At 74.0% G+C, this 18,042-nt stretch carries 16 protein-coding genes; 7 read left to right on the top strand and 9 right to left on the bottom strand.

The features are described from left to right. The first annotated feature begins 59 nt into the window (after positions 1-59). Both WCD58_RS12175 and glnA (WCD58_RS12170) read left to right on the top strand, forming a co-directional pair. On the top strand, positions 60-1,649 hold the full coding sequence (locus tag WCD58_RS12175) for an alpha/beta hydrolase (RefSeq protein WP_337703101.1): 1,590 nt from the start codon (positions 60-62) through the stop codon (positions 1,647-1,649). 48 nt (positions 1,650-1,697) lie between these two features. Beyond that, positions 1,698-3,041, top strand: coding sequence for a type I glutamate--ammonia ligase (glnA, locus tag WCD58_RS12170; protein ID WP_337703100.1), 1,344 nt, complete (start codon positions 1,698-1,700; stop codon positions 3,039-3,041). On the opposite strand, the gene WCD58_RS12165 is transcribed toward glnA (WCD58_RS12170), so the two are convergent. Further along, positions 3,038-3,241 carry a DUF4177 domain-containing protein gene (locus WCD58_RS12165; protein ID WP_337703098.1) on the bottom strand — a complete coding sequence of 68 codons (204 nt, stop codon included), beginning with the start codon at positions 3,239-3,241 and terminating at the stop codon, positions 3,038-3,040. The two genes, glnA (WCD58_RS12170) and WCD58_RS12165, sit on opposite strands and share 4 nt — an antisense overlap. A 57-nt stretch (positions 3,242-3,298) precedes the next feature. Here WCD58_RS12165 and WCD58_RS12160 point away from each other — a divergent pair, with 57 nt between their 5' ends. Then, positions 3,299-6,382 (top strand): bifunctional [glutamine synthetase] adenylyltransferase/[glutamine synthetase]-adenylyl-L-tyrosine phosphorylase, encoded by a 3,084-nt coding sequence (locus WCD58_RS12160; protein WP_337703096.1) that lies wholly within the window; start codon positions 3,299-3,301, stop codon positions 6,380-6,382. Between the two features lie 77 nt (positions 6,383-6,459). Here WCD58_RS12160 and WCD58_RS12155 read toward each other — a convergent pair whose 3' ends face one another. Further along, positions 6,460-7,833 carry a trypsin-like peptidase domain-containing protein gene (locus tag WCD58_RS12155; protein ID WP_337703094.1) on the bottom strand — a complete coding sequence of 458 codons (1,374 nt, stop codon included), beginning with the start codon at positions 7,831-7,833 and terminating at the stop codon, positions 6,460-6,462. 296 nt (positions 7,834-8,129) lie between these two features. Here WCD58_RS12155 and WCD58_RS12150 point away from each other — a divergent pair, with 296 nt between their 5' ends. Both WCD58_RS12150 and WCD58_RS12145 read left to right on the top strand, forming a co-directional pair. Next, a complete protein-coding gene (locus WCD58_RS12150; RefSeq protein ID WP_337703092.1) occupies positions 8,130-8,456 on the top strand; it encodes a hypothetical protein in 327 nt (108 codons plus the stop codon). Positions 8,457-8,542: 86 nt separating this feature from the next. Further along, positions 8,543-8,743, top strand: a complete 201-nt coding sequence (locus WCD58_RS12145) for a hypothetical protein (RefSeq protein WP_337703090.1) — start codon at positions 8,543-8,545, stop codon at positions 8,741-8,743. A gap of 60 nt (positions 8,744-8,803) precedes the next feature. Here the strand turns inward: WCD58_RS12145 and glnA (WCD58_RS12140) are convergent, their stop codons facing one another. Continuing rightward, complete coding sequence (glnA, locus tag WCD58_RS12140) at positions 8,804-10,225, bottom strand: type I glutamate--ammonia ligase (protein WP_337703088.1); 1,422 nt, start codon at positions 10,223-10,225, stop codon at positions 8,804-8,806. 238 nt (positions 10,226-10,463) lie between these two features. Between glnA (WCD58_RS12140) and WCD58_RS12135 the strand changes: the two genes are divergently transcribed. Beyond that, positions 10,464-10,982 carry an RDD family protein gene (locus tag WCD58_RS12135; RefSeq protein ID WP_337703086.1) on the top strand — a complete coding sequence of 173 codons (519 nt, stop codon included), beginning with the start codon at positions 10,464-10,466 and terminating at the stop codon, positions 10,980-10,982. On the opposite strand, the gene WCD58_RS12130 is transcribed toward WCD58_RS12135, so the two are convergent. Beyond that, on the bottom strand, positions 10,979-11,725 hold the full coding sequence (locus WCD58_RS12130; RefSeq protein ID WP_337703084.1) for a DUF4191 domain-containing protein: 747 nt from the start codon (positions 11,723-11,725) through the stop codon (positions 10,979-10,981). The genes WCD58_RS12135 and WCD58_RS12130 overlap by 4 nt on opposite strands. Before the next feature lie 47 nt (positions 11,726-11,772). Then, the gene (gene lipA / locus WCD58_RS12125; protein WP_337703082.1) at positions 11,773-12,756 is read right to left on the bottom strand and encodes a lipoyl synthase; all 984 of its coding nucleotides are present in this window, start codon (positions 12,754-12,756) and stop codon (positions 11,773-11,775) included. 135 nt (positions 12,757-12,891) lie between these two features. Between lipA and WCD58_RS12120 the strand changes: the two genes are divergently transcribed. Then, positions 12,892-13,824 (top strand): LLM class F420-dependent oxidoreductase, encoded by a 933-nt coding sequence (locus WCD58_RS12120; protein ID WP_337703080.1) that lies wholly within the window; start codon positions 12,892-12,894, stop codon positions 13,822-13,824. 75 nt (positions 13,825-13,899) lie between these two features. Here the strand turns inward: WCD58_RS12120 and WCD58_RS12115 are convergent, their stop codons facing one another. The 4 genes from WCD58_RS12115 to WCD58_RS12100 form a co-directional block, all read right to left on the bottom strand. Further along, positions 13,900-14,892, bottom strand: coding sequence for an LLM class flavin-dependent oxidoreductase (locus tag WCD58_RS12115; RefSeq protein ID WP_337703078.1), 993 nt, complete (start codon positions 14,890-14,892; stop codon positions 13,900-13,902). A gap of 77 nt (positions 14,893-14,969) precedes the next feature. After that, positions 14,970-15,722, bottom strand: coding sequence for a lipoyl(octanoyl) transferase LipB (gene lipB, locus WCD58_RS12110; protein WP_337703076.1), 753 nt, complete (start codon positions 15,720-15,722; stop codon positions 14,970-14,972). 44 nt (positions 15,723-15,766) lie between these two features. Next, a complete protein-coding gene (locus tag WCD58_RS12105) occupies positions 15,767-17,059 on the bottom strand; it encodes an NAD(P)/FAD-dependent oxidoreductase (RefSeq protein WP_337703074.1) in 1,293 nt (430 codons plus the stop codon). Beyond that, positions 17,056-17,946 carry a TIGR01777 family oxidoreductase gene (locus WCD58_RS12100; protein WP_337703072.1) on the bottom strand — a complete coding sequence of 297 codons (891 nt, stop codon included), beginning with the start codon at positions 17,944-17,946 and terminating at the stop codon, positions 17,056-17,058. The genes WCD58_RS12105 and WCD58_RS12100 overlap by 4 nt, the downstream gene beginning before the upstream one ends. Between the last annotated feature and the right edge of the window lie 96 nt (positions 17,947-18,042).

Raw genomic sequence — 18,042 nt, 5'->3', positions numbered from 1 at the left:
CTCCGGAGGACAGGTGCCCGTCACCGGACGATCACGGGCCGCGTGGGAAGGTGGCCGCCGTGCGCGCCACCCTCCTCCGACGCCGGAGCAGCACCCTGGTCGCCGCGGCACTCGGGGCCGTGGCCGTCGTGCTCGGGGCGTGCGCCCAGGTCGTGCCCGGGGTCGCGGTGCCCGACCCGGCCGCGAGCGCCCCGCCCGGGCTGGAGCGGTTCTACGGCCAGCAGCTCGCCTGGGGTCCGTGCGCGCCGTTCGCGGCGACGGCCGAGGACCGCCAGATCTACGCGGACCCCGCGCTGCAGTGCGCGCGCATGGAGGTCCCGCTCGACTACGCGGCGCCCGAGGGGCGCACGGGCACGATCGCCGTCCTGCGCCACGCCGCGCCCGCCTCGCCCCAGCGCATCGGGTCGCTCGTGATCAACCCGGGCGGGCCGGGGGCGTCGGGCATCCAGACCGCCGCGTACCTGTCGACGTCGCTGGCCCAGACCGAGGTCGGGCGCCGCTTCGACGTCGTCGGCTTCGACCCCCGCGGCGTCGGGGCGAGCGAGCCCGCGATCCGCTGCCTCGAGGGCCCCGAGCGCGACGCCGACCGCCGCGACGACGACACCGACGCCTCGCCGGCCGGGGTCGCGCAGACCGAGGCGGAGGAGCGCCAGACCGTCGACCGCTGCGCCCAGCGCACCGGGGTCGACGTGCTCGCGAACGTCGGCACCCGCGACGTCGCCCGGGACATGGACGTGCTGCGCGCGACGCTCGGCGACGCGCAGCTGAGCTACCTCGGCTTCTCCTACGGCACCCGGATCGGCTCGACGTACGCCGAGGAGTTCCCCGCCAACGTGCGGGCGATGGTCCTCGACGGCGCGCTGGACCCGGACCAGGACCCGACGACCGAGCTGGTCGAGCAGGGCCGCGGCTTCCAGGGCGCGTTCGACGCCTTCGCCCGCGACTGCACCACCCGCCCGAACTGCCCGCTCGGCCAGGACCCGGCGCAGGCGACCGCGGCGTACCAGCAGCTGACCCGCCCGCTGATCGCCGCGCCGCTGCCACTGGCGGACGGGCGCGTGCTCTCGTACGGCGACGCCCAGCAGGGCACGATCAACGCGCTCTACGTCGAGGCCTACTGGCCGCGCCTGAACCGCGCGCTGTCGGAGCTGCGCGCCGGCCAGGGCAGCCAGCTGATGACGCTGGCCGACGAGTACTACGAGCGGAACCCGGACGGCACGTACGCCTCGTCGCAGGACGCCTTCGAGGCCATCCGCTGCGTCGACGACCCGCGCGTCACCGACCCCGCCCAGTCGCTGGCCCGCGCGGAGGCCTACAACCAGGCGGCGCCGTTCCTCGACAGCGGGCGCGGGGTGTCCGCGGCGCGCGACAGCTGCGCGTTCTGGCCGGTGCCGCCGACCAGCCGGCCCCACATCCCGCAGGTGCCGGGCCTCGCCCCGCCGCTGGTCGTGTCCACCACCGGCGACCCGGCCACGCCCTACCAGGCGGGTGTCGAGCTGGCCCGCGCGCTGAACGGCTCGCTGCTGACCAAGGTCGGCGACGAGCACACCGCGGTGTTCCAGAACTCGCAGTGCGTCGACGACATCGCGACCCGCTACCTGATCGACGGGACGCCGGCGCCGCCGAACGCCACCTGTCCGGCGACGTGACACAGCCCCCGCTTTCGGGGACCAGAACGCCCACCTAGGGTCGGGCCCATGGATCGCCAGCAGGAGTTCGTCCTGCGCACGCTGGAGGAACGCGACATCCGCTTCGTGCGGCTGTGGTTCACCGACGTGCTCGGTTACCTGAAGTCCGTGGCCGTCGCGCCCGCCGAGCTCGAGGGCGCGTTCGCCGAGGGCATCGGGTTCGACGGGTCGGCGATCGAGGGCTTCGCGCGCGTCTACGAGTCGGACATGGTCGCCAAGCCCGACCCGGCGACGTTCCAGGTGCTGCCCTGGGAGACCGCGGGCGGCGGGCACTACTCGGCGCGGATGTTCTGCGACATCACGATGCCCGACGGCTCGCCGTCGTGGGCCGACCCGCGCCACGTGCTGCGCCGCGGGCTCTCGCGGGCCGCCGAGGCGGGGTTCACCTGCTACGTGCACCCGGAGATCGAGTTCTACCTGCTGCGCGACCTGCCGGGCGACGGCACGCCGCCGGTCCCCGCCGACACCGGCGGCTACTTCGACCAGGCGAGCCACGACGCCGCGCCACACTTCCGGCGGCGCGCGATCGAGTCGCTCGAGGCGATGGGCATCTCGGTGGAGTTCAGCCACCACGAGGGCGGCCCCGGCCAGCAGGAGATCGACCTGCGCTACGCCGACGCCCTGACGATGGCGGACAACATCATGACCTTCCGCTACATCGTCAAGGAGGTCGCGATCACCCAGGGGGTGCGCGCGTCCTTCATGCCCAAGCCGTTCACCGAGCACGCCGGCTCGGCGATGCACACCCACATCAGCCTGTTCGAGGGCGACCAGAACGCCTTCCACGACGCCGCCGAGCCCTACGAGCTCTCCAAGACGGGCAAGGCGTTCGTGGCCGGCATCCTGCGCCACGCCCGCGAGATCTCCGCGGTGACGAACCAGTTCGTCAACTCCTACAAGCGCCTCATCGTCGGCGGCGAGGCCCCGACCACGGTGTGCTGGGGCCACGCCAACCGCTCGGCGCTGGTCCGCGTGCCGATGTACTCGCCGGGCAAGGCGTCGTCGCGCCGCGTCGAGGTGCGCACCATCGACACGGCGGCCAACCCGTACCTCGCGTACGCGGTGATCCTCGGCGCCGGCCTGCAGGGCGTCGCCGAGGGCTACGAGCTGCCGCCGGCGGCCGAGGACAACGTGTGGATGCTCTCCGAGGGGGAGCGCCGCGCGATGGGCTACGAGACGCTGCCGCAGAACCTCGACGGCGCGCTCGCGGCGATGGAGCGCTCCGAGCTCATGGCCGAGATCCTCGGCGAGCACGTCTTCGACTTCTTCCTGCGCAACAAGCGCGCGGAGTGGGACGCGTACCGCCGCAACGTCACCCCGTACGAGCTGGCGACGTACCTGCCGACCCTCTAGACGGGGCGCTCGAAGGTGACCAGCAGGCCGTCGACGCCGCCCGGGCCGACCCGCCCCTTGACGTCGGCGCTCGTGATCGTCCTGAGCTGCCAGCCGTCGGCGGCCTCCTTGTTCAGGACCTTCTCGAGCTTGTCGTCGGAGAGCTTGCCGCCCATCAGACTCTCGCGGAGCTGGACGACCTTGTACTCGAAGCGCTGCATGCCCCCGATCCTGCCAGCGGCCGGGCCGGGTCCCCGGCGAGCTGGAATCCTCGGGGCATGACCGAGCCCGTGACGGGGAGCCCACGGCGCGACCGGACGGGCCGTGCGCCGGCGCGCCTCGGGCTGACCGATCCCGACGCCGGCCCGCGCCTCGCCGCGCTCGGGTTCTGGGACGGTGACGCGCCGGTCCGCGACGCCGAGCTCACCGTCTGGGCCCTGGCCCGCAGCCCCGACCCGGACCTCGCGCTGCTGGCGCTCGAGCGGCTGCGCGAGGCGCTCGGCGAGGACGAGTGGCCGTCGCTCGTGCAGGCGCTCCAGGCCGACCAGGGCCTGCGCGGGCGCCTGTTCGGCGTCCTCGGGGGCTCGACCGCGCTCGGCGACCACCTCGTCGCCCACCCCGAGCGCTGGCGCACCCTGCGCAGCCAGGGCACGCCCGGACGCACGTACGACGCCTCGGAGCTCCCGGACCTCGCCGACCGGACGCGGACCCTGCTCGAGTCGGTCGGCGCGACCGAGGACACCGGCCGCGCGACCGTGCTCGAGCCGGCCGGGGTCGGGGTGCTGCGCCTGGCCTACCGCGACGAGGTGCTCGCGATCGCCGCCGCCGACCTGCAGGCGGTGTGCGAGCCCGACCTGCCGGTGGTGCCCGTCGAGGTCGTCGCCGCCCAGCTCGCCGACCTCGCCGCGGCCGGGCTGCGGGCGTCGCTGGCCGTGGCGGACGCGACCATCGCCGACGCGCTGGGCGGCAAGGACGGCCGCGAGCCCGGCGATCCGCTGCCGTGCCGCCTCGCGGTCATCGGCATGGGCAAGTGCGGCGGGCGCGAGCTCAACTACGTCAGCGACATCGACGTGATCTTCGTGGCGGAGGGTCCGACCGACGTCGCGACGCGGCTCGCGTCGACGATGATGCGCGTCGCCACCGAGGCGTTCCTCGAGGTGGACGCCAACCTGCGCCCCGAGGGCCGGCAGGGCGCGCTCGTGCGCACGCTCGACGGGCACGTCTCCTACTACGAGCGCTGGGCGAAGACCTGGGAGTTCCAGGCGTTGCTCAAGGCGCGCCCCGTCGCCGGCGACGAGGAGCTGGCGCGGCAGTACTGCGAGGCGCTCGCGCCGATGGTGTGGAGCGCCGCCGACCGCGACGACTTCGTCTCCGACGTCCGCGCGATGCGCCGCCGGGTCGTCGACCACATCCGCGCCGAGCACGCCGACCGCGAGCTCAAGCTCGGGCGCGGCGGGCTGCGCGACGTCGAGTTCGCCGTGCAGCTGCTGCAGATGGTCCACGGCCGCGGCGACGAGACGATCCGCAGCCAGAACACCCTCGAGGCCCTCGCGGCCCTGGCCGACGGCGGGTACGTCGGCCGCGACGACGCCGCCAACCTCGCCGCGTCGTACCGGTTCCTGCGCCTGCTCGAGCACCGCGTGCAGCTGCAGAAGATGCGCCGCACCCATCTCTTCCCGCCCGACGACGACACCGCGGGCCTGCGCTGGCTCGCCCGCGCGGCCAAGCTGCGCGCCGACGGCTCGCGCGACGCCGTGGGCGTGCTGCAGCACGAGCGCTCGCGGCACACGGTGCGCGTGCGCCGCCTGCACGAGAAGCTCTTCTACCGCCCGCTGCTGGAGTCGGTGGCGCGTGTGCCGGGCGAGGACCTCGTGCTCACCTCGGAGTCGGCGATGCGCCGGCTCAAGGCGCTCGGCTGGACCTCGCCGCAGGGGGCGCTCGGGCACCTGCAGGCGCTGACCAGCGGCGTCAGCCGCGCCAGCCGCATCCAGCGGGCGCTGCTGCCGGTGCTGCTCGACGAGCTCGGGCGCACCGCCGACCCCGACCACGGGCTGCTCGGCTACCGCAAGGTGTCCGAGGCCCTCGCCGAGACGCCGTGGTTCCTGGGCTACCTGCGCGACGAGGGCGTGGCCGCCGAGCGGCTCATGCGGGTGCTGGGCACCTCGCGCTGGGTCGCCGAGATGATGCCGCGGACCCCCGAGGTGCTGCGGCTGCTCGCCGGGGACGGCCCCAACGCCGAGCTCGTCGCCCGCCGGCCCGAGGAGGTCGCCGCCTCCCTGCGCCGCGCCGTCGCCCGGCACACCGACCCCGGGTCGGCGGGCCAGGTCGGGCGCTCCATGCGCCGCATCGAGCTGGTCCGCGTCGCCTGCGCCGACCTGCTCGGTCTGCTCGACGTGCCGGCGGTGTGCGGGGCGCTGTCGAGCATCTGGGTCGCCGTGCTCCAGGCCGCGCTCGATGCCGCCGAGCGTGGCCAGGTCGGCGACGGCCCCGCACCCGCGCGCATCGCCGTCATCGGCATGGGTCGGCTCGGGGGCGCGGAGCTGGGCTACTCGTCGGACGCCGACGTGCTGTTCGTGTGCGAGCCCGCCGAGGGTGTCGACGACGCCGAGGCCGTCCGCTACGCCAAGGCCGTCGCCGAGGCCACGACGTCCGCCCTCGGCGCGCCGAGCCCGGACCCGCCGCTGGAGGTGGACACCAAGCTGCGGCCCGAGGGCAAGAGCGGGCCGCTCGTGCGGACCCTCGACTCCTACCGGCAGTACTACGCGAAGCTCGCCGACACCTGGGAGTTCCAGGCGCTGCTGCGCGCCCGGCCGGTCGCGGGGGACGAGGCGCTCGGTGCCGCGTTCGTCGAGGTGATCGACCCGTACCGGTACCCCGCCGACGGTCTGCCCGACGAGAAGGCACGCGAGATCCGGCGGATCAAGGCGCGGGTCGACAACGAGCGCCTGCCCCGCCGCGCCGACAAGGCCCTGCACACCAAGCTCGGCACCGGCGGGCTCTCCGACGTCGAGTGGACCGTGCAGCTGCTCCAGCTCCAGCACGCCGGGTCCGTGCCGTCGCTGCGCACGCCCTCGACGCTCGAGGCGCTCGCCGCGGCGTCGAAGGCGGGTCTGGTGGAGCCCGGCGACGCCGACGAGCTCGCCGCCGGCTGGACGATGGCCACGCACGCCCGCGCGGCGGCGACGCTCGTGCGCGGGCGACCGACCGACGAGGTCCCGCACTCCGGCCGCGACCTCGTCGCCGTCGCCTCGGCGCTGGGCCACGACCCGGACGACGACCCGGGGGAGTTCCTCGACGAGTACCGCCGCCTCACCCGCCGCGCGCGCTCGGTCGTCGACCGGATCTTCTACCTCGTGGACTGAGTGGGCTCGCCCGGAACGAACGAACGGCGCTCTCGCTGCTTGCGTAGCAGCGAGAGCGCCGTTCGTCGGGACGGGCCTCAGCAGACGGTGTCGGCGCGGGACGGCGGCACCTCGGGCGTCGGGGCCGCGGGACCGAAGGGCGAGACCACCGGCGGCTGCGGAGCCCGGGGGTAGGTGCCCTGCGGGGGCGGGCCGTAGGGCCACGTCGCCGGGGGGATCGGGCCGGTGGGCGGGTCCATCGGGGGCATCGGCCCCGCACCCGGACCCGTGCCCCGGCGGCGACGCCGGACGACGACCACGGTGACGACCGTGCCGACGAGCAGGAGCAGCAGGAACGCCCCGCCGGCGATGCCCCACGCCGTCGCGCGCCGCTCGCTGACGTCGCCGTCCGTGGCGTAGGCCGCCTCGGCCAGGCGCAGCTGCTCCTGGGCGCTGCCGTGGTCGGGACGCAGGCGCAGGGTCTCGCGGAAGGCGGCGACGGCGTCGGCGTTCTCGCCGGTGATCCGGTGGTCGAGGCCGGCGCGGTAGGCGAGGTCGACCGCGCCGGGCTCCGTGCGCACCCCGTGGCGGTCGAGCATCGTGCGCAGCGTCGAGGTGGGCGCGACGAAGTTGAACGAGCCGGACTCGCCCAGCCCCATGCTGTTCAGCCCGATCACGCGCCCTCGTCCGTCGACGGCGGGCCCACCGCTCATCCCCGGCGCCATCGCGGCGCTGACCTCGACGAACGGGATCCCGCTGCGCGTCTGGACGGAGCTGACCGTGCCGTCCTTCCAGCTCGGCGCCGTGCTCGGGTCGAGCGCGCGGTCGCGGTCGGCGGGGTAGCCGACGCTCGTGACCGGCGTGCCCGGCGTGAGCTCGCCGGCCGGCGCCAGCGTGGCGGCGGGCAGATCGGTGCCGTCGACGTCGAGCAGCGCGACGTCGCCGCGGCGGTTCGGCTCGGCGTCGACGATGCGGGCGGGCATGCGGGTCTCGGTGCCGGCGCTGTCGGCGCGGACGGCGGTGACCGTGCGGTCGATCGGCGTGCCGGGGGTCCGGCCCTGGAACTCGTAGCGGATGAGGATGAAGGCGTAGAGCCGGTCGCGGGGGCCGACGCCGCGGGCCTCGAGCCGGGCGGCGAGGTCGCGGGCCATCGAGTTCCGGATGTCGTCGGGGTGCACGCAGTGCCCGGCGGTCGCGATGTGCCCGTCGTTCGACACGACCACGCCCGAGCAGCTGCCGGTGACCGACACCGCACCGATCTCGCGGCCGGTGCCCCGCTCGCGCACGACGGCGTCGCTGCGGGTCTCGATGTAGGTGACGGCCGGCAGGACCTCGGCGACGACGCGCTCGCGGGGGTGCGGCGGTTCCGCGGGGGTCCGGGCCGACGTGTCGGCGAGTGCCGGGGCGGCGGTGAGGAGGAGGGCGGTGCCGGCGACGGCGCCGGCGAGCACGGAGGTCCACGGTCGAGTCATGGGAAGGGCTCGCTTCTCTCGTGTGTCGTCCGCGGGTCCGGCGGTTCTGACCTGCGGTGACACCGAAACTACGAAGCGCATCCGTGTCCGGTATGCGTAGAGATACCCGGCCGGGGCGGGGGTTTCCCCGGGTGCCGAGGTCATGATCGCTCCCGGTGCTCCGCCGGGGCGATCACATCGCCCGGGAGGAGCACCCGGAGCGATCATGGCGTCGCTGCCGTGAGGTGCACCGCGATCGGGGACACGCACGGCCGTGTGGGTGGCGTGGCGGGCGCGCATCCCCGACCATCGAACACGTGTTCGATGAACGCGGTCCGGCGCAGCGCCGCAACGACCGGTCCGGCGCGTTGCAGCGCGACGAGGTCAAGCGGGTCTGGGTCGACCTCGCCGTCGCCTATCCGCGCCCGCAGGAGCGCCCGGTCCGCCCGATGCCCGAGGGTGTCGACCTCCAGAGCCGCGTCCCCGGCGAGCTGCTGGCCTGGCGGCGCACGACGACGGGGGAGTGGGTGGGGTGGGTCTGCCTGCCCGTCCGCCGCGGCGAGGAGATCCGGTACGTCTACCAGTACGTCGTCGCGGCCGCCCTGTCCCCGCGCGACGACGTGCCCGACAAGAGATCACACTAGGCCGCACGGAGCGCAGCGGGAGCTGCGGCGCCGGAGGCCGGATACCGCCACCGGACGCGCTGAGCCGGTCGTGCCAGCATGGCGACATGTTCTCGGCTCTCGGTCTCACCACGATGCGCGGCTGTGTGATCGGCTGGGTGATCAGCGCCGTGCTCCTCGTCGCCGGTCTCTTCTTCGTCTTCTCCCCGAACTCGGTCCTCGGGATCATCCTGTTCACCGTCGGCGCGGTCGGCGTCGTGACGGTGGCGCTGGCGGTGCTGCGCGTCCGCAGGGACCAGGCCGGCTGACACAGCACGACGGCCCGGCCACCCCGCGGGGTGACCGGGCCGTCGACTCTGCTCGGGAACTCAGCAGTTGTAGTACAGCTCGAACTCGTACGGGTGCGGACGCAGCCGCAGGCCCGTGACGTCGTCGCGCTTGAGCTCGATCCACTTCTCGATGAGGTCCGAGGTGAACACGCCGCCCTCGAGCAGGTAGTCGTGGTCGGCCTCGAGGTTGTTGACCGCCGCGTCGAGGCTGGCCGGGACCTGCGCGATCTCGGCGGCCTCCTCCGGGGGCAGCTCGTAGAGGTCCTTGTCGACGGGCGTCGGCGGCTCGATCTTGTTCCGGATGCCGTCGAGGCCGGCCATCATCATGGCGGCGAACGACAGGTACGGGTTGCCCGACGAGTCGGGGCAGCGGAACTCGAGCCGCTTGGCCTTCGGGTTGTCGCCGGTGATCGGGATGCGGACGCACGCCGAGCGGTTGCGGTTCGAGTAGACCAGGTTGATCGGGGCCTCGAAGCCGGGCACCAGGCGGTGGTACGAGTTCGCCGTGGCGTTGGTGAACGCCACCAGGCTCGGGGCGTGGTGCAGGATGCCGCCGATGTAGTGACGGCCCAGGTCCGACAGCCCGGCGTAGCCGTTGGCGTCGTAGAACAGCGGCTCGCCGCCCTTGAACAGGGACTGGTGGCAGTGCATGCCCGAGCCGTTGTCGCCGGCGAGCGGCTTCGGCATGAAGGTGACGGTCTTGCCGGCCTGCCACGCCGTGTTCTTGACGATGTACTTGAACAGCTGCAGGTCGTCCGCGGCGTGCAGCAGGGTGTTGAACTTGTAGTTGATCTCGGCCTGGCCGCCGGTGCCGACCTCGTGGTGCAGCTTCTCGAGCTCGAAGCCGGAGTTCATGAGGTTGGTGCCGATGGCGGCGCGCAGGTCGGAGCTCTGGTCGGTCGGCTCGACGGGGAAGTACCCGCCCTTCATGTTGACCTTGTAGCCCTTGTTGCCGCCGACCTCGTCGCGGCCGGTGTTCCAGTGGCCCTCGATCGAGTCGACCTCGTAGGAGGTGCCGTTGGCCTTCGACTCGTAGCGGACCGAGTCGAAGATGTAGAACTCGGCCTCGGGGCCGAAGAAGCAGGTGTCGGCGACGTCGACGGTCGAGAGGAACTTCTCGGCCTTGCGGGCGACGTTGCGCGGGTCGCGGCTGTAGGCCTCGAGGGTCAGCGGGTCGTGCACGAAGAAGTTGACGTTCAGCGTCTTCTGCGCCCGGAACGGGTCGATGCGCGACGTCGCCACGTCGGGCAGCAGCGTCATGTCCGACTCGTTGATGCTCTGGAAGCCCGTGATCGACGAACCGTCGAAGGCCAGCCCGGTGGTGAAGACGTCCTCGTCGAACTCCGACGCCGGCACGGTGAAGTGCTGCATCTGCCCCGGCAGGTCGCAGAAGCGGACGTCGACGTACTTCACCCCCTCGTCGGAGATGTACTTGAAGACCTCGTCCTGATTGTTGAACACCCTCGGTGGCTCCTTCACACGCTTGCCGGGGACGACGGGGGTCGAGTGGTCAGCGGGTCGCACCGTACCCACTGATCGGGGGCGTCGACCGTGACCGGTCCGAGTGATCCCGACGCTAGGTCGGTGCTGTTGCTCGGTCGTCACCAGCATGTTTCACAGCAGTTAACGAGCGCTGGGTGGTCGGTCGGCTCCGATACGACAGCACCGCCCCCGCTCCCGGCCGCCGTAGCCTGTCACGGTGGCGTGGTTTCGGGAATGGCTGGAGGGCTCGGGCGGCGAGGGGCGCACGACGGCCCGACCCACGGAGCGTGAGGACGAGCGTGCGGTCCGGCGCACGCCGCCCCCCGCGGTCACCGACGAGAGCTACCCCGGCGAGCGCCTCGGCCTGCCCGAGCAGGGCCCGGGGTCGGTGGCCACGTTGGGCCGGCGCGGCGCCCAGTTCCTGCTCGACGCGGTGCTGGCGGGCGTGCTCGCGGCGCTGTTCACCTACCCGGCGCTCCCGCAGAACTGGAGCCTGCTGACCTGGGCGGTCCTCATGGTCGTGCCGGTGGCGGTGGTCGGCGCGACGCCCGCGATGGTGCTGCTGGGCATGCGGGTGGTGCGGCTCGACCGGCCCGAGCGCCCGGGCGTCGGCCTGCTGTGGACGCTGGTGCGCACCGCGTCGCTGTTCCTCGTCATCCCGGCGCTGATCGTCGACCACGACTCGCGCGGCATCCACGACCGTGCCAGCCGCACGGTCGTGGTCAGGTCGCGCTAGCGCCGACGCGCCGTGCGCTGCATGCCCTTGAGCTGCTGCGCGTTCTTCGGCACCGGGCCCTTCGGCATCGCGGGCCCGGCCCGGTTGGCCAGCGCGGCGAGGCGCTTCTCGACGGTCTCCATCTGGGACTTGTCGATGTTGCGGGGCAGCTTGGTCATGTGGCGCTGGAGCCGGGCGAGGGGCACCTGGCCCTCCTCCTCGCCGACCATGACCTCGTAGATCGGCACCTGGCCGATGATGCGCGCGACCCGCTTCTTCTCCTGGGCGACCAGGCTCTTGGTGCGGTGCGGGGCGCCCTCGGCGACGAGGACGACGCCCGGCCGGCCGATGACGCGGTGCACGGCGTCGAGCTGGGTGGTGCCCGCCACGGCCTGGGTGACGCGCCACTGGCCGCGCATGTTGTCGAGCGCCCACCCGGCGGCCCCGGGCTGGCCGGTGGCCTTCGAGTAGACGTTCTTCTGCACGCGGCGACCGAAGATGATCACGGCGAGGAGGATGCCGAGCAGGATGCCGGTGGGCAGCAGGAACCACTGCTGGCCGATGAGCAGGCCGACGCCGAACAGCACCAGCGCGGTGACGACGACCGCGCCGATCATCAGCGGCAGGAGCAGCTTGTCCTCGCGGCGCTGCATCTGGAACGCCTGCCAGATCTGGCTGAACCGCTCGCGGCGCGCCGCCTTGGCGGCCTGCTTCGCGGCCTTCTTCTCTTCCTTGCTCGCCGCGCCGGAGCCCTGCTTCGCCATGCGCCCCATTCTGCCCTACGCGGACGTCACGGCCTCCTCGCGGAGTCTCAGCCGCGCGTGCGCGCGAGCACCTCGCCGACCTCCTGGCGGGCGGGCCCCTCCTCGGCGAGCTCGGCCATGCCCGCGGGGAGCTCCTCGCCACGCGCGAGCTTCGCCTGCGCGTAGAGGCGCCCCGCCCGGTAGGACGAGCGCACCAGCGGGCCGGCCATGACGCCGGGGAAGCCCATCGCGATCGCGGCGTCGCGGTGCTCGACGAACTCCTCGGGCTTGACCCAGCGCTCCACGGGGTGGTGGCGCACGGACGGGCGCAGGTACTGGGTGAGCGTGAGGAGCTCGCAGCCGGCGTCGTGGAGGTCCTGCATCGCGCCGGTGACCTCCTCGGGGGTCTCGCCCATGCCGAGGATGAGGTTCGACTTGGTCACGAGCCCGGCGGCCCGCGCCTGGCGGATCACGTCGAGGGAGCGCTCGTAGCGGAACCCCGGCCGGATGCGCCGGAAGATGCGCGGGACGGTCTCGAGGTTGTGCGCGAGCACCTCGGGGGCGGCGTCGAAGACGGGGCCGAGCTGGTCGGGGCGGCCGTCGAAGTCGGGGATGAGCAGCTCGACGCCGGTGCCCGGGTTCAGCTCGTGCACCTGGCGCACGGTCTCGGCGTAGAGCCAGGAGCCGCCGTCGTCGAGGTCGTCGCGCGCGACGCCGGTGATCGTGGAGTAGCGCAGGCCCATCTGCCGGACGGACTCGGCGACCTTGCGCGGCTCGAGCACGTCGAGCGGGGAGGGCTTGCCGGTGTCGATCTGGCAGAAGTCGCAGCGGCGGGTGCACTGCTCGCCACCGATGAGGAAGGTGGCCTCGCGGTCCTCCCAGCACTCGAAGATGTTCGGGCAGCCGGCCTCCTCGCACACGGTGGCGAGACCGGAGCCCTTCACCAGGCCCTTGAGCTCGGTGAAGTTCGGTCCGGTGGCCACGCGCGTGCGGATCCACTCCGGCTTGCGCTCGATGGGCGTCTGGGAGTTGCGGACCTCGAGCCGCAACATCTTCCGTCCTTCACCGAGATCTTGGCGTGGGGCGACCGTCACGTCCCCGACCCTACGCCGCACGGGCGACGCGGTCCGTCGGACGCGACCCCCGGGGGACGGTTCGGACGTGACCTACCGGACTACCCTGATCGTGTGGACCTCCGGATCTTCACCGAGCCGCAGCAGGGCGCCGCCTATGATGACCTGCTCCGTGTGGCGCGCGCGGCCGAGGACGCGGGGTTCGACGCCTTCTTCCGGTCCGACCACTACCTCGCGATGGGCGACGCCAACGGCCTGCCCGGACCGACCGACGCGTGGGTGACGCTCGCCGCACTCGCCCGCGAGACGCGCACCATCCGCCTCGGGACGCTGATGACAGCGGCCACGTTCCGGCTGCCGGGCCCGCTCGGCGTGGCGGTGGGTCAGGTCGACCAGATGTCCGGGGGGCGCGTCGAGCTCGGCATCGGCACGGGGTGGTACGAGGCCGAGCACCGCGCGTACGGCATCCCGTTCCCGTCGGTGTCCGAGCGGTTCTCCATCCTCACCGAGCAGCTGGAGATCCTCACGGGGTCGTGGCGCACGCCGGTGGGGGTCAAGTTCACCCACCACGGCGAGCACTACACGTTCGACGACAGCCCCGGCCTGCCCAAGCCGGCGCAGACGCCGCACCCGCCGATCATCGTCGGCGGCAACGGCCCTCGCCGGACGCCCCGGCTCGCCGCCACCTTCGCCGACGAGTTCAACATGCCCTTCGCGGGCCTCGACGAGATCGTGTCCGGCCAGGAGCGCGTGGATGCCGCGTGCCGCGAGCTCGACCGCGACCCGGCGACGCTGACCCGCTCCACCGCGCAGGTCGTGTGCGTCGGCCGCGACGACACCGAGGTCGCCCGCCGCGCCGCCGCCATCGGCCGCGACCCGGGCGAGCTCCGCGCCAGCGGCCTCGCGGGCACGCCGTCCGAGCTGGTCGACAAGCTCGGCACCTTCGTCGAGCGCGCGGGCCTGCACCGCGTCTACCTGCAGGTGCTCGACCTCTCCGACCTCGACCACCTCGACCTCGTCGCCTCCGAGGTGGCCCCGCAGCTGTAGCCCGGTGTCAGCGACGTGGCCCTGTCGGCGTGCTCAGTAGGACGCTGACACTCAACGTCCGTATTCTTCCGTCGATCACCGCGAGGTCGCGGCGTCGTGGAAGCGTTCGAGCTCGCGGCGGGTGTCGGGCCCGCACGGCTGGAAGACGATCTCGGTGACGCCGTTCCCGGCGAGTTCGTCGAGGCGGTCGCGGACCTCGCTGCGTGTGCCCGACAGCGTCGCGTCGCGCAGCATCACGTGCCCGCCGGCGTCCCAGGCGGCGCGGTCGGCGTCGTTGAGGTCCACGCAGTGCCCGACGTGCACCGCGAGATGCCGCCGACCGTCCGGTGCCTTCTCGACCGTGTCCATCCACGCGTCGCCGCCCGTCAGCCCGCGCACCGCCTCGGGCCCGCCGAACTCGTAGGCGCCGTGGTAGGCGAGCGCCCAGCCCGGTCCGGCGGCGACCTTGGCGTGGTCGGAGTCCTGCGCCTCGTCCTCGTCGAGCACCGTGCCCCAGGCCAGGTACGGCACCCAGGCGTACGCCGACATGAAGTCCGGCTGCGCGAGGGTGACGTACAGCCCGTCGCCGAGCTCGCGCGCGACCGCGTCGCCCTTGGGTCCGAGCGCCCCGACGAGCACGGGCACGTCGACGGGACGCGCCGGGGCGTGGCCGTCGGGGTGGAGCATCTGCATCTGCGCGCCCTCCCACTCGACGACCTCGCCGCGCAGCAGCGCGCGGTAGGTGCGGATGTAGGCGTCCATGAACGACCAGGGGATCGCGCGGTAGCCCATCGCGCGGCGTCCGGTGAACCCGGTGCCGAACGCGACGGCGACGCGGCCCGGGGCGAGCGCCGCGAGGGTCGCCGTGGCGGCCGCGTTGGTCATCGGGTGGCGCAGGGTCGGCACCAGCACGCCCGGCCCGAGCCCGATCCGCTCGGTGCGCTCGGCGGCGAGCGCGAGGGTCATCCAGACGTCCGGGCTCTGCTGCGGGGTGTCGTAGACCCAGGCCCGGGCGTAGCCCAGCTCCTCGGCGAGCGCGATGTCGTCCGGCGAGCTCAGCGCGGTCGGGAAGGCGACGGACACGTCCACGGCGATCTCCTCACGACGGTGTGATCACGCGCACAGTCGCGTCGTCGCCGCCGGCCTGTCAAGGCCGCCGGGGTGGGTCAGCGCGCGGCGCCCACGCGCACGGTGAGACCGCCGACGGTGACGTCCTGCGCCTCGCCGGCCGCGGGCGCCGGCAGGGTGCGGTCGGTGATCTCGAGGGTGCCGTCGAGGGCCGCCAGCACGGCGTCGCGCACCTCGTCGCGGATCCCGTCGACGGTCACGTGGCGCCCGAGCTCCGCGGTGAGGCTGGTGACGCCGGCGTCGCGGATGCCGCACGGCACGATGGCCCCGAACGCGGCGAGGTCCGGGTCGGCGTTGATCGCGAACCCGTGCAGCGTCACCCCGCGGGCCACCCGGACGCCGATCGCGGCGATCTTGCGGGCGGGGCCGCGGTCGTCGGCGGGGAGCCAGACACCGCTGCGGCCGTCGATCCGCCCGACGGTGAGGCCGTGGCCGTCGCACACGGCGATGAGCGCCTGCTCGAGGCGCCGGACGTGCTCGACGACGTCGACCGGCTCGGCGAGACCGATGATCGGGTAGCCGACGAGCTGCCCCGGGCCGTGCCAGGTGATCTTCCCGCCGCGGTCGACGTCGATCACCGGCGTGCCGTCGAGGGGCTTCTCCTCGGGCAGCGTGCGGCGCCCGGCCGTGTAGACCGACGGGTGCTCGAGCAGCAGCAGGACGTCCGGCCCCGTGCCCGCGACCCGCGCGTCGGCGTGCGCGCGCTGGCGCTCCCAGGCCTCGAGGTAGTCGACGGTGCCGAGCTCGTGGACCTCGACCGGCTCGCCGGCGGCGCGACTGGAGCGACTCACGACCCCGACGCTACCCCGACGCAGACGGGTCCGGCTCCGCTGCGCTACGCGTCCCGGGCGAGGAACCGCAGCGCCTCCTGCGCGGTCCGCCGCCCGCTGACCAGCGCGCCCTGGGTCGACGGGGTGTCCCGGTGGTCCCCGGCGACGAAGAGGCCGTCGCCGACGTCGACGGGGCGGCGCAGCCCCTCGGGGGTCGGCGGCACCGCGGCGGGCAGTGCGTGCGGCACCCGCACCGTCGCGAGCTCGTCCCACGCCCCGACCGGCGTGCCCCAGATGCGCGTCAGCTCGGCGCGCAGCTCGGACCCCGGCAGCGGCTCGGCGCCGAGCACGGTGCTGGCGACGAGGTGGCGGTGGTCGGGGGAGTAGGACGGCGCGGCCGCGGTGAGCACCATCGTGTTGACGACCGGCCCGCCCGCCCCGTCGAGGTGGAGCAGCGGCCGGCGCGTCGGCGGCTCCGCGGTGACGTGGTAGGTCGTGGTCAGCGCGAACGTCCGTGGCGGCGGCACCCGCCCGGCCAGCAGCGCGGACGCGGACGTGCCCTCCGTCGCGACGATCACCGCGCCGGCCCGCACGGCGCCCCGCGCCGTCTCCACCCGGCCGGGCGCGACCCGCTCGACGGGCGTGTCGACGACCACCGTCCCGGCGGGCAGGCGCGCCGCGAGCTGGGCGGGCACGGCGCCGATGCCGCGCGAGGGCAGGGTCAGGTCCCCGCGGGCGAAGCTGCGCCAGAACAGGGAGAACACCCGCGACGACGTCTCCAGGTCGCGGTCACCCAGCACGCCCGCGAGGAACGGGCGCAGGAACGTCTCGGTCGGCGTGCCGCCCAGGCCCCAGCGCGCCAGCTCGTCGGCGGTCGACCGCTCCGGCGCGCGGGCCTGGCGGGCCGGTGGGACGACCAGCGAGCGCAGGGTCAGCGCGCCGATGCGGGCCTTGTCGCCGGGCCCGAGCAGCCGGTCGAGCGCGGTGCGCGGAGCCCAGGTGGGGACGCGGCGGGGGTCGGCGAGCCGGTGCAGGCGCCCGTCGCCGTCGCGCACCGCGGCGCCGGGGGTGAAGCGGCGCAGGTCGAGGGCGTCGAGGTCGACGGCCGCGCGCAGCGCCGGGTAGGAGGTGTTGAGGATCTGGAACCCGCGGTCGACGAGGAAGCCGTCGACGAGGTCGGTGCGCACCCGGCCACCCACCCCGTCGCCGGCCTCGCACACGACCACCGAGCGCCCCGCCCGCGCGACCGTCTGCGCCGCGCGCAGGCCCGCGAGCCCGGCGCCGACCACGACGACGTCGACCGCGTCGGGCAGCGTCGACGCTCCGGCTCCGCCCCGCTGCGCGTCGCCGGTGCTCATCCGTCCAGCGCCGCGTGCAGGGCCTCGGCGAGCGTGGCGTGGCGGAACACGAAGCCCTCGCGCTCCAGCACCCCGGGCACGACCCGCTGGCTGACCAGCACGCCCTCGTCGGCGAACTCGCCGAGCACCGTGCGCATCGCGAACCCGGGCACCACCCACGGCGCCGGGCGGTGGATCTGCTCGGCCAGCACCCGGGTGAACTCGTCGTTGCTGACGGGGTCGGGGCCGGTGGCGTTCATCGGGCCGGCGACGGTGTCGTGCTCGAGCGCGTGGACGATCGCGCCGACCTCGTCGTCGAGGGAGATCCACGGCCAGAACTGCGAGCCGGAGCCCAGCCGCCCGCCGAGCCCGAACTGGAACAGCGGCTTGATCCGCCCCATCAGCCCGCCCGACGGCGAGAGCACGAGCCCGGTGCGCACCAGCACGACGCGCGCGCCGGCCTCGGACGCCGGCGCGGTGGCCGCCTCCCAGTCGCGGCAGAGGTCGGCGAGGAAGCCCTGGCCGCGGCGCGCGGTCTCGTCGACGGCCATCGCCCCGGTGTCGCCGTACCAGCCGACCGCCGACCCGCTCACCATGATCGGGATGTCGTGCTCGGCGACGGCGCGCGCGAGCACGTCGGTGGGGATCATGCGGCTGTCGCGGAGCTCCTGCTTGCGCGCGCCGGTCCAGCGCTTGTCGCCGATCCCCGCGCCGCACAGGTTGACCACGGCGTCGGCACCCTCCAGCGCACCCGGCGCGAGATGGCCGGCGGCGGGGTCCCAGCCCCGCTCGTCGGGGGCCTGCGGGGTCCGCCGCACCAGGCGGACGACCTCGTGGCCGGCCTCCCGCAGGCGCGGGACCAGGGCGGAGCCGATGAGCCCGGAGGACCCGGCGATGACGACGCGCATGGGGTGATCGTCGCGGAGTGTCCGCCCCGCCGCGACCCGGGGTCGGGTGAGGCCGGTCCGGTTCCGACCGAAGGGCCCCTACGGTCGGATAGACGG

The sequence above is a fragment of the Actinomycetospora flava genome, from assembly GCF_037400335.1.
In the GTDB taxonomy this organism is placed as follows: Bacteria; Actinomycetota; Actinomycetes; order Mycobacteriales; family Pseudonocardiaceae; genus Actinomycetospora; species Actinomycetospora flava.
This window is presented reverse-complemented; position numbering and strand designations above follow the sequence as displayed.

Coding starts and splice junctions, on each gene's coding strand:
- glnA (WP_337703100.1), top strand. CDS start 1,698: ATGGATCGCCAGCAGGAGTTCGTCCTGCGCACGCTGGAGGAACGCGAC.
- WCD58_RS12165 (WP_337703098.1), bottom strand. CDS start 3,241: ATGCAGCGCTTCGAGTACAAGGTCGTCCAGCTCCGCGAGAGTCTGATG.
- WCD58_RS12160 (WP_337703096.1), top strand. CDS start 3,299: ATGACCGAGCCCGTGACGGGGAGCCCACGGCGCGACCGGACGGGCCGT.
- WCD58_RS12155 (WP_337703094.1), bottom strand. CDS start 7,833: ATGACTCGACCGTGGACCTCCGTGCTCGCCGGCGCCGTCGCCGGCACC.
- WCD58_RS12145 (WP_337703090.1), top strand. CDS start 8,543: ATGTTCTCGGCTCTCGGTCTCACCACGATGCGCGGCTGTGTGATCGGC.
- WCD58_RS12130 (WP_337703084.1), bottom strand. CDS start 11,725: ATGGCGAAGCAGGGCTCCGGCGCGGCGAGCAAGGAAGAGAAGAAGGCC.
- lipA (WP_337703082.1), bottom strand. CDS start 12,756: ATGTTGCGGCTCGAGGTCCGCAACTCCCAGACGCCCATCGAGCGCAAG.
- WCD58_RS12105 (WP_337703074.1), bottom strand. CDS start 17,059: ATGAGCACCGGCGACGCGCAGCGGGGCGGAGCCGGAGCGTCGACGCTG.
- WCD58_RS12100 (WP_337703072.1), bottom strand. CDS start 17,946: ATGCGCGTCGTCATCGCCGGGTCCTCCGGGCTCATCGGCTCCGCCCTG.